This is a genomic window from Kutzneria sp. NPDC052558 (assembly GCF_044547355.1).
Lineage (GTDB): Bacteria > Actinomycetota > Actinomycetes > Mycobacteriales > Pseudonocardiaceae > Kutzneria.
On record NZ_JBIUAG010000021.1, the window covers coordinates 106747 to 123472 of the forward strand.

Consider the following 16726-nt stretch of genomic DNA (forward strand, 5'->3'; position numbering starts at 1 on the left):
TACGATTCGCTCCGCCTGACGCAGGACACCGTCCAGCGCCACCGGGCCCAGCACCCGTGACCGTTGCTCCGAACGTCGTCACTCGCCTAATTAGAGTCTTGAACTAAGTGTGGGATTTATGCTCTCTTGACTGCACGTCGCTCCGCAGACCGCCAGCTCGGACGGCCCCTACCCCGTCGCCCTGAACGGAAGAGGGTCCAGTCAGGTGAAATCGAGGATCATGCGCGCCGTCGTCGCCGCGCTGTCGATGCTGATGGTGTTGTCCGTGGCGGCCAACGCTCCGGCCGCGCCGCAGGCGCCGCAGTTCAAGGTGTTGGCTTTCTACAGCGGCACGTACGACGACGCGCACATCGCATTCGAGAAGGAGGCGGCAATCTGGTTCCCCCAGGTCGCCACCCAGTACAACTTCTCGTACACGCAGACGAACAACTGGTCGATGCTGAACACCCTGACCACGGCCACGGCCAACGTGGTCATGTTCCTCGACGACGTCCCGACCGATTCCGGCCAGCGGGCCGGTTTCCAGAACTACATGACGCACGGCGGCGCCTACTTCGGCTGGCACGTGTCGGCGTACAACGACTCGGGCACGAACTGGTCGTGGTTCAACCAGACGCTCATGGGCACCGGGACGTTCAACAACAACACCTGGTTCCCGACGACGGCCATTCTGCACACCGATTCGGCCCACGCCGCGACCCGCCGCCTGCCGACGACGTGGATGGCCGGCGTCAGCGAATGGTACAGCTGGCAGAACGACCTGCGGCAGAACCCGAACATCCAGGTCCTGGCCTCGGTCGACGCCTCCAGCTTCCCGGTCGGCACCGACCCCAACCAGTCGTGGTACAGCGGGTACTACCCGATTCTGTGGACCAACAAGAACTTCAAGATGCTGTACGCCAACTTCGGCCACGACGCGATGAACTACACGACGAAGACGCCGCTCTCGTCGACGTTCGCCGATCCGGTCCAGGACAAGTTCATCATCGACGGCCTGCTCTGGCTGGGCGGCGGCGCCACCACCGACGCGCCGACCGACCAGATCAACCCGGGCGCCTATTTCAGCCTGGTGAACAAGGGCAACAGCAAATGCGTCGACGCGCGTAGCGGCGGCACCGCCAACGGCACCGTGATCCAGCAGTACGCCTGCAACAACAGCACCGGCCAGCAGTTCCAGTTCCAGGGCACGAACGGCCCGTGGCTGCGCGTGAACAACCGTGGCAACACCGCGGAATCGCTGGACGTGTCGGGCCGCTCCACCGCCGACGGCGCCGGCATCCAGCTGTGGGCCTTCGGCGGCGGCACGAACCAGCAGTGGCAGGCGGTCCAGGAGGGCGGCGGCTACTGGCACTTCACCAGCATGGCCACCCAGAAGTGCCTGACCACGTCCGGTTCGGGTGACGGCACGCAGCTGACCCAGGCCACCTGCACCGGCGTCGCCTCGCAGTCCTTCCGCCTCCAGCAACAGCCCTGACCCAGATGTCATGAAGGGGCCCTTCCTGACGTTCAACGTCAGGAAGGGCCCCTTCATAACGTTAGACGCGTGGAAGGGCCCCTTCATGGCATCTTGGACGCGTGGAAGGGGCCTTTCCTGGCGTTCAGCGAGAGGAAACGAGCGTTGATCATGGGCGCTGAAGCGGGCGCGGGCGCCTAGGGCCGGCGCGTAGGACCAGCGCGGGGGCGGCGCGGGAGTCGGCGGGGGCGGCGCGGGGCGGGGAGTCGGCGGGCGGGGAATCGGCGGGGCAGGGAGTCGGCGGGCGGGGAGTCGGTGGGTCTAGCCGGCCGCCAGGTCCACGCCGGCGGTGGCCAGCAGACGAGGGGCGTTGGACAGCACGATGCCCGCCGCGCCCCGGACTTCGGCCCGGTCGCCCAGCTCCCCGGCCACCACGGACACCTGACGCGCCCCCAACGACAGGGCGTGCTTGCGGATGTTCCACCGGACCGGGGCCAGGACCAGCTCCCCGGCCGAGGCCAGATCTCCGCCCACCACAACGAGTTCCGGGTCGACCAAGGTCACGACCGACGCCAGCACGCGGCCGACGGCCTCGCCGGCGTCCTCGACGGCCCGGCAGGCGCCGGCGTTGCCTTCGGCGACGAGGCGGGGCAGGTCCAGCGGCGTGACGGGCTCGCCCCAGCTGCGGGCCAGCAGCTCGGCGACGGCGACGGGGCTGGCGACGGTCTCCAGGCAGCCCCGGTTGCCGCAGCGGCAGATCCGCCCGCCGGGCTCGGCCAGCAGGTGCCCGACCTCGCCGGCCAGGCCGCGGGCGCCGAGCATCAGTTGTCCGTCAACGACAATGCCGGCGCCGATGCCGGCCGACAGCCGGACGTAGACCATGTCCCCGGTGTCGCGGGCGACGCCGTAGAGCCGCTCGGCCAGGGCGCCGGCGTTGGCGTCGTTGGTGACCAGACCGGTCAGTCCAGTGCGCCGCTCCAGCTCCCAGGCCGGCCGCAGCCCGGCCCAGGCGGACATGATCATCGAGTTGCCGAGCTCGCCGCTCTTGTCCACCGGCGAGGCGATGCCGGTGCCGATGCCCAGCACCCGTTCGGCCGGAATGGCGTTGTCCGCCAACGCCTGCGCGACGAGGTCGGCCACCAGGTCCAGGGTCTGCGCCGGCTCCCGGTCCACCTCCTTGACCACGAACCGGTCCCACAGCGGCGCGCCGAGCAGGTCGCACAGCACCACCCTGACGTGCTGGTGCCCGATGTCGGCCCCGATGGCGTACGCCGCGGTCGGCACCAGGGACAGCGCCTGCGCGGGCCGGCCGGTGCGGCGGGCCGCGTCCGGCGGCTCGTCGTCCTCGCGCACGAGGCCGGCGGCCATCAGGTCCGCGACCAGCGTGGACACGGTCGCCTTGGACAGCCCGGTCCGGCGGACGAGCTCCACCCGGCTGCTGTGTCCGGTGCGGTGCAGGGCCTGCAACACCCGCAGCCGGCCCTCTTCCCTCAGGTTGAGCGGAGCCTGCGCCATGCGGTCACGGTAACACCTTGACTTAGGGCCACTACCAGACAATCCTGGGCATCGTAGTCCCGTCGGGGCGCCATTTTTGGGCTAAAACCAGCCATAATGGCCTAGCCGCCAGCCCCGCACACCGGAGCTTCTCCAACGACGGAGGCAGCCAAGTCATGCGGATATCGGCGACTGTGGCCTCGGCGTGCGCGGTGATCTGCGCCCTCGGCCTGACCAGTGGCAGCGCGGCTGCCACCGATCCCTTACCCGTCTACAAGGACACGCACTACTCGTTCGCCGAGCGCGCGGCCGACCTGGTGTCCCGGATGACGCTGGAGGAGAAGGTCCGCCAGCTGTCCACGAACAGCGGGCCGGCGATCCCCAGACTCGGGGTGCAGCAGTACACCTACTGGAACGAGGGCCAGCACGGCATCAACCGGCTGGGCGCGTCGACCAATCCCAACACCCCGCCGGAGCAGGTGCACGCCACCAGCTTCCCCACCAACTTCGCGTCCAGCATGGCCTGGGACCCCGACCTGGTCTACCAGGAGACGACCGCGGTCTCCGACGAGGTCCGCGGCTTCCTGGACAAGTCGCTGTGGGGTGTCAGCGCCAACAACATCGGGCCGGACGTCAACAACTACGGCTCCCTGACCTACTGGGCGCCGACGGTCAACATGGACCGCGACCCGCGCTGGGGCCGCACCGACGAGGCCTTCGGCGAGGACCCGTACCTGGTCGGGCAGATCGCCGGCGCGTTCGTCGACGGCTACCAGGGCAACGACCTGAACGGCAAGTCCGCCAACGGTTATCTCAAGGTGGCGGCCACGGCCAAGCACTACGCGCTCAACGACGTCGAGCTCAACCGCACCGGCATCAGCTCCGACGCCAGCGACGCCGACATCCGCGACTACTACACCGCGCAGTTCCGCGACCTGATCGAGAACGCGCACGTCTCCGGCCTGATGACCTCGTACAACGCGATCAACGGCACGCCGTCGGTGGCCAACACCTACACCACCAACGAGTTGGCCCAGCGGACCTACGGCTTCGGCGGCTACATCACCTCCGACTGCGGTGCGGTGGGCACCACCTACAAGCAGCCCAACGACGGCCACAACTGGGCCCCGCCGGGCTGGACCACCGACGGCAAGGGGTCGGGCGCGACCTGGACCAACACCGCCTCCGGGCAGAAGGTGTCCGGCGCAGCCGGCGGCCAGGCCTTCTCGCTGCGGGCCGGCACCGCGCTGAACTGCCCGGGCGAGGAGAACACCCTGCCCAACATCCAGGAGGCGATCAACGCCGGCGTGCTCAGCGAGGGCGTGCTGGATTCCGCCCTGGTGCCGGTGTTCACGGTCCGGATGGCGACCGGCGAGTTCGACCCGGCCGGCAGCGTGCCGTACACGAAGATCACCAAGTCGGTCATCCAGAGCCCGGCCCACCAGGACCTTGCCCAGAAGGTGGCCGACAACTCGTTGGTGCTGCTGAAGAACGACCACAGCGTGTTGCCGGTGACGCCGGCCAAGGTGAAGAAGGTCGTCATCCTCGGCGACATGGCCAACAAGGTCACCCTGGGCAACTACTCGGGCCAGCCCAACGTGCAGGTCGGGGCGGTCGGCGGCATCAAGGCCGCGCTGCCCGACGCGCAGGTGATCTTCGACGCCGCCGGCACGTCCACCGGCTCGACCGGCCCGGCCACGCTGTCGGCGCAGACCCAGGCGGACATCAAGAGCGCCGACCTGGTGGTGGAATTCGTTGGCACGGATGGAACTGTGGCCAACGAGGGGCATGACCGCAGCACGTTGGCGCTGCCCGGCAACTACCACTCGCTGATCACGCAGGTCGCGGCGCTGGGCAACCCGAACACCGCGCTGGTGGTGCAGTCCGACGGCCCGGTCGTGCTCGACGACATCCAGGCCAGCGTGCCGGCGATCGTGTTCTCCGGCTACAACGGGCAGGCCCAGGGCGCGGCGCTGGCCGATGTGCTGACCGGCAAGCAGAATCCCAGCGGGCATCTCAACTTCACCTGGTACAAGGACGATTCGCAGCTGCCGCCGATGAACGACTACGGTTTGGCCCCGAACGAGACCAACGGCCTCGGGCGGACCTACCAGTACTTCACCGGCACGCCCAGCTATCCGTTCGGCTACGGCCTGAGCTACTCGACGTTCGGCTACTCGCCGGCGACGATCGACAAGTCCACGGTCACCGCCGACGGCACCGTCAACGTCTCGTTCACCGTCACCAACACCGGCAAGGCCGCCGGCGCGACGGTGGCGCAACTCTATGCGGCGCAGCAGTTCACCGTGCCCAACGTGGAACTGCCGATCAAGCGGCTGGCCGGCTTCAAGAAGACCGGCGTGCTCAAGCCGGGGCAGTCGCAGAAGATCACCATCCCGGTCAAGCTCGCCGACCTGTCCCAGTGGGACGGCGCCAAGCAGACCGTCTACAACGGCACGTACCAGTTCCAGGTGGCGTCCAACTCCCACGACGTGGCCAGCACGGTGAAGACCACGGTCACCGGCGCGATCACGCCGAAGATCTCCTACGTCACCGTCCAGCCGGAGGCGGTCGTGTACCGGGCCGGCGACACGATCGACCTGACCGGCAAGAACAAGTGGATCGCCGACGACACCGGCCAGCAGCACGCCAGCGCCGACAACGTGGTGATGGCCGTGAACAACGACCAGTCCTTTGTGGACCTCTCCAAGGCCAAGGTCACCTACGCCTCCAGCAACACCGCGGTGGCCACGGTCGACGCGAAGGGCCTGGTGCGGGCGGCCGGCGACGGCGTGGCCACGATCAAGGTCACGGTCAACGGGGTCACCGGCACCGCGGTGATCGTCGTCGGACACTCGCTTACGCTGTCCATCCCGCCGATCGTCAAGGCCGGCGACAGCATCACCGCGACCACGACCTTCGCCAACGGCGGCACCGCGGCGATCAGCAACGTGACGATGTCGGTCACCGCGCCAGCCGGCTGGACGGCGACGGCGACCTCGGCGGCGACCTTCCCGTCGGTGGCCGGCGGCCAGACCGTGAAGACGACCTGGCAGATCACCGCGCCCGCGAACGCCACACCCGGCGCGTTTCCGTTCAGCGCCTCGGCGACCACAAGTGCCGGCACCAGAACGGATGTCGGGCAGGTGTCGGTGCCGTACGCGTCGTTCACCGCGGCCTACAACAACGTCGGCATCAGCGACGACCACAACACCGGGCAGGGCAACCTGGACGGCGGCGGCCTGAGCTACTCGGCCCAGGCGCTGGCGGCGGCCGGGCTCACCTCCGGCGGCGCCGTGCAGCATGACGGACTGACCTTCACCTGGCCGACCTCCGGCGGCGGACAGCCGGACAACGTGCTCACCGGCGGGCAGTCGGTGCTGCTCAGCGGGTCCGGCAGCAAGCTGGGCTTCATCGGCACCGGCGACTCCGGCACGCCGTCGGGCGGCGGCACGATCGTCTACACCGACGGCACCACGCAGCAGTTCGCGCTGGGCTTCAACGACTGGTGGCAGTCGCCGTCGCTGCCGGGCGAGGAGGTCGTGGCCGCGCTGCCGTACCTCAACAACGGTGGCGGGCAGCAGACGCAGAAGGTCAACATGTACTACTCGTCGGTGCCGTTGCAGGCCGGCAAGACGATCTCGGTGGTGACCCTGCCCAACGTCACCTCGGTGGCCACGCAGGGACAGCCCAAGCTGCACGTGTTCGCGATCGCCGTCGGCTGATCGCGATCACGGCGCCCCGCCCGGTCAGCGTCGACCGGGCGGGGTTTCCGCACGTCCGAGGCGGTATCTGTCGGTTTCTTGCACTACCTAGTCGAACTATTGCAGCTTTCCGTTCAGAAGCCTATGGTCGGTTCACTTCCCTGTTACATCGGCTTCCGAATGGACCCTGCCATGCGAAGCTTGAGAAGTCTGATCGCCGTAGCGGCCCTGCTGCTGGGCACGCTGGTCGCCGTGACCGCCCCGGCGGCGGTGGCCCGCAACGCGGCCGGCCTGTCCGACAAGGTGCAGCTGTTCTACTACCCCTGGTACGGCAGCCCGACCGTGAACGGCAGCTACCGGCACTGGGACCAGGGCGGCCACACCCCGCCGGACGACATCGGCGCCAACTTCTACCCCTCGCTCGGGGCGTATGACTCCGGCGATGTCAACGGCGCGGTGGACCAGCAGATGACCTGGATCGCCCGGTCCGGCGCGGGCGTGATCATCTACAGCTGGTGGGGTCAGGGGTCCTATGAGGACGGTCTGGCCGCCGGCGTGCTCGCCGCCGCCGCACGGCACGGGATCCGGGTGGCCTGGCACATCGAGCCGTACGGCAACCGCACCGGATCCTCGGTGGCCTCCGACGTCAACTACATCAACTCCCGCTACGGGTCGAGCCCGGCGTTCTACCGGGATCCCCTGCACGGCGGCAAACCCGCGTTCTACGTCTTCGACAGCCTCAACATCACCGACTGGTCGGCCCTGGACTCGGTGACCGGCGGCAACATCGTGCTGGCCCAGACCACCGACACCACGAAGGTCGCGCACTTCAACGGCATGTACACCTACGACGGCATCGCCGCCGCGACCGCGCCCGGCTGGGCCAACGCCGGGGCGTACTGCCATCAGCACGGCATGGTGTGGGCTCCTTCCGTCGCGCCCGGCTACATCGACGACCGCGCGGTGCCGGGCAACACCACGCCGACGGTCAACCGCGACAACGGGGCCGAGTACGACAAGACGTGGAACAACGCGCTCAGCCCGACCATCGGCGGCAACCCGGACTGGGTGTCGGTGACCTCGTTCAACGAGTGGCACGAGGGCTCCCAGATCGAGCCGGCGAGCTCGAATCCGCCGGCCGGGCACGGATATCTCACCTATGACGGCGCGTACGGCCAGACCGGCACGGCCTCGTCGACCGCCTACCTCGACCGCACCAAGTACTGGGTGGACAAATTCGACCCGGGCTCGATGGCCCCGGCCGACGTGAACCTGGCCCTGGGCAAGGCGATCACCGCCAGCGGCTCGCAGGGCGGCTTCCCGCCCGGCAACGCCAACGACAACAACACCAGCAGCTACTGGGAAAGCGCCAACAACGCCTTCCCGCAATGGCTTCAGGTCGACCTCGGCGCGTCCACCGCCGTCAACTCGATCACGCTGACCCTGCCGCCATCGACGGCCTGGGGCGCGCGGACGCAGACCTTGACGGTCAGCGGCGGCAATGACGGCACGACCTTCACCAACCTGGTGGCCAGCAACGGATATCGCTTCGACCCGGCCACCGGCAACACGGTGACGATCTCGCTGCCGGGCAGCGCGCAGCGGTACGTGCGGCTGACCTTCACCGCCAACACCGGCTGGCCGGCCGGGCAGGTCTCGGAGTTCCAGGTCTACGGCACGCCTTCCGCCCCGCCGCCGGCCGGTTCGCCGGAACAGCGGGCCGATGCGCTGCTGGCCCAGATGACCACCGACGAGAAGCTGACCATGATGCACGGCGGAGCGTCCTGCGGCTACGGCGCCTGCGTGGATCCCATTGCCCGCCTTGGCATCCCCGGCCTGCACCTCCAGGACGGGCCGGCCGGCGTCGCCGACGGCGCGGTCGGCGTCACCCAGCTGCCGGCGCCGGTGGCCGGGGCGGCGACCTGGGACAGCGCGCTGATGAAGCAGTACGGCGGCGTGATCGGGGCCGAGGAGTGGGGCAAGGGCGCGAACCTCGTCCTTGGTCCAACGATCAACATCGTCCGGGATCCGCGCTGGGGTCGGGCGTTCGAGTCGCTGGGCGAGGACCCGTACCTGGCCGGCCAGCTCGGCGCGGCCGACCTCCAGGGCATTCGCGCCCAGGGCCCGATGACGCAGGTCAAGCACTACGCCGTCTACAACCAGGAGACCTACCGCAACACCACGCAGGACAACGCCGTCGTCTCCGACCGGGCCCAGCAGGAGATCTACCTGCCGGCGTTCCAGGCGGCCGTGCAGCAGGGCCAGACCGACTCGGTGATGTGCTCGTACTCGCAGATCAACGGCACCTTCGCCTGCGAGAACGGGGTGCTGCTGAACACGATCCTGCGCCAGCAGATGGGGTTCGCCGGCTTCGTCACCTCGGACTGGGGCGGCACCCACTCCACCGTCCCGTCGGTCACCAACGGCATGGACATGGAGATGGACGGCAGCCAGTACTACGGCGCGGCGCTGACCCAGGCGGTGGCCAGCGGCCAGGTTTCCGTTGCCACCATTGACAGTCACGTGCGGGCCATCCTGGTGGCGATGTTCCGGGCCGGGCTGTTCGACCACTCCCCCACCGGCACCGTCAACTCCGTGGTGACCAGCGACGCGCACGCCGCCGTGGCCAACCAGGTCGCCACCGAGGGCAGTGTGCTGCTGAAGAACAGCAACTCCGCGCTGCCACTGGGTTCCGGCTCCGTCGCCGTGATCGGCGACGACGCCGGGCAGAACGCCCTGACCGCCGGCGGCGGCTCCGCGCACGTCAACGCGCCGCACGTGATCACGCCGTACCAGGGCATCAAGGCCCGCGCCGGCAACGCGACCGTCACGTACTCGCAGGGCGTGGCCGCGCCGAACGGGGAGATCGTCGACCCGTCGTTCTTCGGCAACGGCCTCACCGCCACCTTCTACAGCGGCACCGGCCTGTCCGGCCCGCCGCTGCTGACCCGGACCGACCCGAACGTCAACTTCATCTGGGGCACCCAGTCCCCGACCGCCGGCGTGCCGGCGACCAACTGGTCGGCCAAGTGGACCGGCGCCCTCACCCCGCCCACCACCGGCAGCTACACCTTCTCGCTGACCAGCGACGACGGCAGCCGGCTGTTCGTCAACGGGCAGCAGGTGATCAGCAACTGGGCCGACCAGCCGCCGACCACCAAGACCGGCTCGATCACGCTGACCGCCGGGCAGCCGGTGAGCATCGAGGTCGACTACTTCCAGGACGGCGGCGGCAGCCAGCTCAACCTCGGCTGGCAGATCCCCAACCAGGACCTGTTGGGACAGGCCGTTTCCGCGGCCCGGGCCGCCTCCACCGCCGTGGTGTTCGTCAGCAACGCCGGTTCCGAGGGCGGCGACCTCCAGAACATCGACCTGTCGGCCGATCAGAACACCCTGGTCAGCCAGGTCGCCGCGGCCAACCCCAACACCATCGTCGTGGTCAACTCCGGCTCGGCGGTCACCATGCCGTGGGCCAACTCGGTGCGGGGCATCGTGGAGAACTGGTTCCCCGGTCAGGAGGACGGGGCCGCCATCGCGTCACTTCTCTACGGTGACAGCAACTTCTCCGGCAAGCTGCCCGTGACCTTCCCGAACTCGCTGAACGACGTGCCGGCCAGTTCGGCGGCCCAGTGGCCGGGCCAGAACGGCACCGTGCAGTACTCCGAGGGCGTGAACGTCGGCTACCGCTGGTACGACAGCCAGAACAAGGCGCCGATGTTCCCGTTCGGCTTCGGCCTTTCCTACACCACCTACGGCTACTCGAACCTCACAGTGTCCACTCCGGACAGTTCCGGCGCGGTTCAGGTCGGCTTCGACGTCACCAACACCGGCTCCCGGGCCGGCGCCGAGGTCGCCCAGGTCTATGTCGGCCAGCCCGCCGCCACCGGCGAGCCGCCCAACAGCCTGCGCGGCTTCACCCGCGTCACCCTCAACCCCGGGCAGTCCCAACACGTTTCGGTCACCCTGGACGCCCGCAGCTTCCAGTACTGGAACAACGGCTGGACCAAGGCCACCGGCGCCAACACCATCCGCGTCGGCGGCTCCTCCCGCGCACTACCCCTCACCGGATCCGTCACCATCTCCTAACCCCCACCCCCTCGGCCGTCTCCCCCTGTCCCGGCCGACCCCCGCGAGTCCCGCTCAGCGTCACACCGAACTGGTGAAACGGATTCATCAGTTCGGTGTGACTGCGGGCGGGACTCGCGGGGTGACCTGCGGTTTTAGGTGGCCAGGGCGTAGGAGAAGCGGCGGATGCGGGAGATCCAGGCCTGCGGGGCGGAGACGTCCTCGATGGACAGTTGGCTCGACACCTGGGCCAGGCCGTGGTGCAGGTGCCGCCAGCAGGCAACGGCCTCGTCGGGAATCTCCCCGGCGATGCCGTTGCGCCAGGAGTCCCTCTCCTTGCGCGGAGCCAACTCCGCCACGAACGCGGCCCAGCGGGTGTCGGCCGGACGGCGCACCAGGGCGTCGGACACGACGCCGGCGAGGTCGGCCGGGGCGGTCAGCAGCCCGAGCAGGACGATCACCGTCTGGTACTCGCCGCCCAGGAAGCTGGCCGCGTCGGAGAGGTTCCGGGTGGCCCGGATCATGCGGTACAGGTTGACGATCCGCTTCGCCTCACGCGGCGTGGCCACCAGCGGGTCCAGCGCCGACAGCAGCGCCAGCTCCGGCTGGGTCAGCGGGCGCGGCGGCGCGGCCTCGCGGCGGGGCCGGCGCTGAGCGTCCACTTCGGACCCTGGCTCGACGGTGATCAGGCCGGGCGTGAGCACCTCGGCGATCGACCGCGGTTCGTCGGCCGTCGTGGACGCCTCGGCCGACTCCTCCGCGATCACCAGGCCGCCCAGCAGCCGGCTCATGCTGCCGTGCACCATTCCCGGCAGCACAAAGGGAATGTTGACGATCTTCTCCAGGTAGTCCTCGGGGCCGGCGTGGCCGTCGAGGATCTCGCCGTAGTGGCTGCGCACCGAGCTGAGCAGCCAGCGCGGATCCACGCCGACCACCACCACGAACAACTCGAAGGCCAGCAGCAGGTGCACGGCTTGCAGCACCTCGACCACCTGGCGCGGGCTGCACCGGTCGAGGTCGTCGATGTAGAGCACGATGCGTTCCACCGGCCGCCGCGGCGAGTCGCCGCGGTCGGGGTTGTCCCGCCACTCGGCCATCAGGTCGACGAGCTGCTTGAAGTCCTTGCGTATCACCGAGATCAGGCCGAGGCTGCCGCTGTAGGCGTCGCTGCGGGCCCGGTCGGCCAGGAACGAGTAGAGCCGGCTGCCCGGCGCCAGCTGCGCCAACTCCCGCCCCAGCTCGCCCACATGCTCGACCACCTGTTTCAGCTGCGCCTCCGCGACCAGCTGTTCGGCCTCGGCCGCCCGCAGCTTCGCCAGCATGTCGCCAACGGATTCGTCGGCTTCCCTGGCCAGTCCCGAGTGCAGGTCCTCGGTGAGTTTCCGCAGCACCCGCAGCCCGGAGCGGGCCTTGGCCAGCGCGTACGTGCCCCAGCCCGCGACCAGGGCGAACGCCCCGCCGACGCCGGCCAGCCACGCCCGCAGCTCCGGCGCGATCGCCACCGTGAACAGCCCGCCCAGCAACAGAATCGCCGCTGCCGCCAACGCGACCCGGCCCCGCCGCTCCTGGGGCGCGCGGCGCAGGACGTCGGCCTCGGTCAGCGTTCCGCGCAGCTCCTCGGCCAGCAGCTTGCCCCGCTCGGCCTCGTCCCGAATGCCCAGACGCTCCCAGAGCTTGCCGATGTCCGCCCGCAGCTCGGTGGATTTCCCAATCGCCGCAACGAGTTCGCGGGCGCTGACGTCACGGTCGGCGGTGGCCTTGTCCACCTGCGCCCGCAGATCGGCGGCGGTCTCCCGGGCCTGCTGGGTCGCCGCCTCCAACTGCTTGCGCTGTTCCAGCTGCCCGGCCAGCTCGGTGCGGATCTGCTCGGCCCGCTCGGCCGGCTTGGTCTCCGTCCCCGCCAGCTGCCGGAAGATCTCGTCGCCCAGGCTGGCCCAGAGGTTGCTGTCCGCGTAGTGCCAGGCGTTGAACGCGATCTGCGCGATCTCCCCGCAGTACCGGTCGTCCTGCCGGGCCAGCCGGCCCACCTCGGTGCGCAGCAGGCCCATGAAGTAGCTCTTGCCCGCGCCCCACGGCCCGAACACCCCGATCGACAGCGGCAACGGCGTCTCCCGGTCGGCGATCACCGTGGCCAGCATCGACACGTACGGCGCGAACCCCAGCCGGTCCCGATCCAGCGCGATCGGCTGGGTCGGATCGACCAGATCGCTGGAGATCCCCCCGGCCAGATCGCCGGATTCCTCGGGTGTCCGAACCTCGGCGGCGGCGAAGCCGAGTTCGGCGAACTCCTTCCGGATTGCGGCCACGGTGCTCTGGTTCCGGCCGAAGAAGACGACCCGCCGCAGGCCGGGCAGACTCTGCACCACGGAGACCGCCGCCGGCACCATCGCGTGGGCGACCTTGACCGGATCCTCACCGAGCGCGCCGGTCCCCAGCAGTGGCAATCCGAGCGCGTAGACGCCGGCGCCGCCGGCCGCGGTCATGGCCGCCCGGGTGGCCGTGATGACCGACGCCGTCGTGACCTCCGCGCCACGATCGCTCCGCGGGGTCGCCAGAATCGCCTTGCGCAGCTGGCTCTTGGGATGGGCGGGCAGGTCGACGACCACCGCGTGCTCGGCGGAGACCGCCAGGAAGTTGGTCTCGGTCCACAACGGGACCGGGAACTCGGCCTCCAGCGCCTCGCCGAGGCTGCCGAGGCCGTCGCCGACCGACACCACGATGCCGTCGATGGCCAGCTCCCACGGCCGGTCGGTGAGCACGAACCCGAACTCGACGCCACCGATCACGCCGACCCGGTACTCCTCCGCCATGCCGGCGATTGTCGCAAATCACCGCCGCCGCAGGACCGCCGGCACGGCGTGGCCCTCGAAGTCCACGTGCCGCCAGTCGTCCCTGGTGATCACGCCCCGGCGGTCGTCACCAGGGTGCCGTCGAGCCGGGCGACGACCGTGCCGGCGGGGATGGGGCGGGTGGCGAACAGACCGCTGCCTTCGATGGCCGAGCGGCGGACCTCGACGTCCGGATGCAGCCAGCTCATCGGCGGGCCGGGAAGGGGATGGTGGCCAGGTCTACCGCCAGGTGGATCTCGCCCTTGAACTCCAGCGCCGCCTCCTCGCGGAAGCGTTCGGCCTCGTCGTAGGGGTAGCGCTGGGAGAAGTGGGTCAGCACCAGCTCCCGCGCCCCGGCCTCGGCGGCCAGGCGGCCGGCCTCGCGGGAGGTGAGGTGGCGGTAGCGGTGGGCCAGATCCCGGTCCTGGTCGAGAAAAGTCGACTCGGCGACAAGGAGATCCGCGTCCCGGGCCAGGGTCAGCGCGCCCGGGCACATGCGGGTGTCCATGACAAACGCGAAGACCTGGCCCGGGCGGAAGACGCTGACCTCCTCGACCGTGACCCTGCGGCCGTCGACCTCGACGACGCCGTCCCGTTGCAGCTGGCCGACCCGCGGGCCGCGAATCCCGAACTCGGCGAGGCGCTCGGGGAGCATGCGCCGGCCGTCCGGCTCGGCCACGCGGTAGCCGTAGCAGTCGATGCGGTGATCCAGGGCCGCCACCGACAGCAGCGGGTCCACCTGACCGTCCACTTGCAACGGTACGGTGACCAGAGTTGCCCGCTCGTGGAAGGAAGTCGAGTACCGCAGGCGGTCGAAGTACACCTGTCCCGAAGCCGGGTAGTAGCACCGCACCGGGTGCGGGACGTTGTCCAGCGACAGCCGCTGGATGGTGCCGGCCAGGCCCAGGCTGTGGTCGCCGTGGAAGTGGGTCACGCAGATGCGGGTGATCTCCGTGGCCGTGCGGCCGGCCTGGATCATCTGCCGCTGCGTGCCCTCGCCCGGGTCGAACAGGATGCCCTCCGCGTCGAACCGCAGCAGGTAGCCGTTGTGGTTGCGGTGCCGGGTCGGCGTCTGGCTGGCCGAGCCGAGCACCACGAGTTCACGCTGGGACACCCGCCCATCCTGGGCGATCGGCGGCGGTCGCCGCCACGCCAATTCGCGGCTCGCCCAGATGTCGATGTCATCGTCACCCGGCAATGCCAGCGCCCGGAGACTAGACCTCCAGCGTGATGGAAGTTCTACGGTGGGTGACATGGCAATCGAACTGAACCACACCATCGTCCCCGCCTCCGACCCGCACAAGTCGGCGACGTTCCTGGCCGAGGTTCTCGGCGTGGCCGCGCCGGTCACGTTCGGGCCGTTCCAGGTGGTCCAGCTGGACAACCACCTCAGCCTCGACTTCATGCACGCCGACGGCGACATCGCCCAGCTGCACTTCGCCTTCAAGGTCGCCGACGACCAGTTCCAGCCCATCTTCGACCGGATCCGCGCCGCCGGCCTGCCCTACTGGGCCGATCCGCAGCACCAGCGGGCCAACCAGATCAACACCAACGACGGCGGACGGGGCTTCTACTTCCCCGACCCCGACAACCACAACCTGGAGGTCATCACCCGCGACTACGGCAGCGCCGCCTGATGTCATGAAGGGGCCCTTCCTCGCGTTGAACGAGAGGAAGGGCCCCTTCATGACACGGCCTCAGAGGGGCAGATCAGGCATCCGGAGGGGGAAGCCGGAAGCCCGGCCCCAGAGGGGGAGGTCGGGCTTCCGGAGGGTGGGGCCCGACCCTCCCCCGAGAGGGCCGAGCCTTCCCCGGAAAGCCGGTCCCCGGCAGGGACCGGCCGAGGATCAGGCCGGCTCGCCGATGCGGGCGCGCAGCTGCCGGGTATCGCGGGGGAGGTTCCAGCCGACAACCCCGGTGACCCGGCCGTCCTCCACGTGCACGGCGGCGAAACGACCGGCCCCGACGTCGCCGGCGGCGACGCAAGGCGTTGCGCCCTCGGGGAAAGTGCCGTAGGCCTGGATCTTCACGTCGTACTGGTCGGTCCAGAAGTACGGGATCGGCGCGTACGGCTCGCCCTTGCCCAGCAGGGTCCGCGCGGCGGCCATGCCCTGCTCGGTGGCGTTCATCCGATGCTCGACCCGGATCCGCCGGCCGTGCACCGGATGCGTCCACGAGGCGACATCGCCGGCGGCCACGACGTTGGGCGCGGCCCGGCACAGCGAGTCGCAGTCGACGCCGTCGGTCAGCGACAGGCCGCTGCCCGCCAGCCACGACGTGTTGGGAACCGAGCCGATGGCCACCAGCACGACATCGGCCGGCAGCACGGTCCCGTCGGCCAACGACACCCCGCGAACCCGTTGCGTGCCGACGAATCCGGTGACGCCGACTCCCAACCGCAGCCGCACCCCGTGATCGGCGTGCAGCTTGGCGACCAGGCCCCCGAGCCACGGCCCGAACTGGCGGATCATGGGCGCGGTCAGGGGATCCACCACGGTGACGTCCGCGCCAAGACCCGAGGCGACGGCCGCGACCTCGGACCCCATGAAGCCGGCCCCGACGATCACCACCGACCCCGCCGCGGCCAGCTCCTCCTTGAACGCCAGGGCATCTGCCAGCGTTCGCAGCGTGTGCACGCCGGCCAGCTCCTGCCCGAACGGCAGCCGCCGCGGCGTGACCCCGGTGGCGATGACCAGCTTGTCGTAGGCCAGATCGTCCCCTGTGGACAGTGCCAGTCGCCGGCCCCCGACGTCCAGCCCGGTGGCCCGCACCCCCAGCCGCCACTCGATGTCCTCGACGGCGCAGGGCAGGGCGATCTTCGACGGTTCCCAGTCCCCGGACAGGATCTGCTTGGACAGCGGCGGCCGGTCGTACGGCATCAGGTCCTCGTCGCCGATCACCGTCAGCGGCCCGTCGTAGCCCTCGCGCCGGAGCGTCTGGGCCGCGGTCAGGCCCGCGGCCGACGCCCCGACAACGGCGATCACGACTCGTCCAGCTCGATGGCCAGCGCCGGGCACACCCGGGCGGCCTGCCGCACGTCGTCGTGCAGCTCGGCCGGCGGGAACTCGTTGAGCAGCACGACGATGCCGTCCTCGTCGCGCTGGTCGAACACGTCCGGGGCCAGCAGCACACACTGCCCGGCGCCGACGCACTTGTCCTGATCGATGACAACCTTCATGGCG

General features: G+C 69.7%; 10 protein-coding genes. 4 read left to right on the forward strand and 6 right to left on the reverse strand.

The features are described 5' to 3' along the window. Positions 1 to 205 precede the first annotated feature (205 nt). Positions 206 to 1474, forward strand: a complete 1269-nt coding sequence (locus ACIG5F_RS32025; RefSeq protein WP_396523648.1) for a ThuA domain-containing protein — start codon at positions 206 to 208, stop codon at positions 1472 to 1474. A gap of 300 nt (positions 1475 to 1774) precedes the next feature. On the opposite strand, the gene ACIG5F_RS32030 is transcribed toward ACIG5F_RS32025, so the two are convergent. Further along, positions 1775 to 2968, reverse strand: coding sequence for an ROK family transcriptional regulator (locus ACIG5F_RS32030; RefSeq protein WP_396523649.1), 1194 nt, complete (start codon positions 2966 to 2968; stop codon positions 1775 to 1777). 155 nt (positions 2969 to 3123) lie between these two features. Here ACIG5F_RS32030 and ACIG5F_RS32035 point away from each other — a divergent pair, with 155 nt between their 5' ends. After that, entirely contained in the window at positions 3124 to 6672 is a 3549-nt protein-coding gene (locus tag ACIG5F_RS32035) for a glycoside hydrolase family 3 C-terminal domain-containing protein (RefSeq protein WP_396523650.1), read from the forward strand. Between the two features lie 171 nt (positions 6673 to 6843). Beyond that, the gene (locus ACIG5F_RS32040) at positions 6844 to 10737 is read left to right on the forward strand and encodes a glycoside hydrolase family 3 C-terminal domain-containing protein (RefSeq protein WP_396523651.1); all 3894 of its coding nucleotides are present in this window, start codon (positions 6844 to 6846) and stop codon (positions 10735 to 10737) included. Positions 10738 to 10871: 134 nt separating this feature from the next. Here the strand turns inward: ACIG5F_RS32040 and ACIG5F_RS32045 are convergent, their stop codons facing one another. The 3 genes from ACIG5F_RS32045 to ACIG5F_RS32055 all read right to left on the reverse strand — a co-directional run bounded on the left by ACIG5F_RS32045 (position 10872) and on the right by ACIG5F_RS32055 (position 14658). Continuing rightward, positions 10872 to 13526, reverse strand: a complete 2655-nt coding sequence (locus tag ACIG5F_RS32045; protein ID WP_396523652.1) for a P-loop NTPase fold protein — start codon at positions 13524 to 13526, stop codon at positions 10872 to 10874. Positions 13527 to 13615: 89 nt separating this feature from the next. Beyond that, positions 13616 to 13753, reverse strand: a complete 138-nt coding sequence (locus ACIG5F_RS32050; protein WP_396523653.1) for a hypothetical protein — start codon at positions 13751 to 13753, stop codon at positions 13616 to 13618. After that, on the reverse strand, positions 13750 to 14658 hold the full coding sequence (locus ACIG5F_RS32055) for a ribonuclease Z (RefSeq protein ID WP_396523654.1): 909 nt from the start codon (positions 14656 to 14658) through the stop codon (positions 13750 to 13752). The genes ACIG5F_RS32050 and ACIG5F_RS32055 overlap by 4 nt, the downstream gene beginning before the upstream one ends. Positions 14659 to 14797: 139 nt before the next feature. Here ACIG5F_RS32055 and ACIG5F_RS32060 point away from each other — a divergent pair, with 139 nt between their 5' ends. Beyond that, positions 14798 to 15181 (forward strand): VOC family protein, encoded by a 384-nt coding sequence (locus ACIG5F_RS32060; RefSeq protein ID WP_396523655.1) that lies wholly within the window; start codon positions 14798 to 14800, stop codon positions 15179 to 15181. 210 nt (positions 15182 to 15391) lie between these two features. Here ACIG5F_RS32060 and ACIG5F_RS32065 read toward each other — a convergent pair whose 3' ends face one another. Then, positions 15392 to 16528 (reverse strand): NAD(P)/FAD-dependent oxidoreductase, encoded by a 1137-nt coding sequence (locus ACIG5F_RS32065; RefSeq protein WP_396523656.1) that lies wholly within the window; start codon positions 16526 to 16528, stop codon positions 15392 to 15394. Next, positions 16525 to 16722, reverse strand: coding sequence for a ferredoxin (locus ACIG5F_RS32070; protein ID WP_396523657.1), 198 nt, complete (start codon positions 16720 to 16722; stop codon positions 16525 to 16527). The genes ACIG5F_RS32065 and ACIG5F_RS32070 overlap by 4 nt, the downstream gene beginning before the upstream one ends. Between the last annotated feature and the right edge of the window lie 4 nt (positions 16723 to 16726).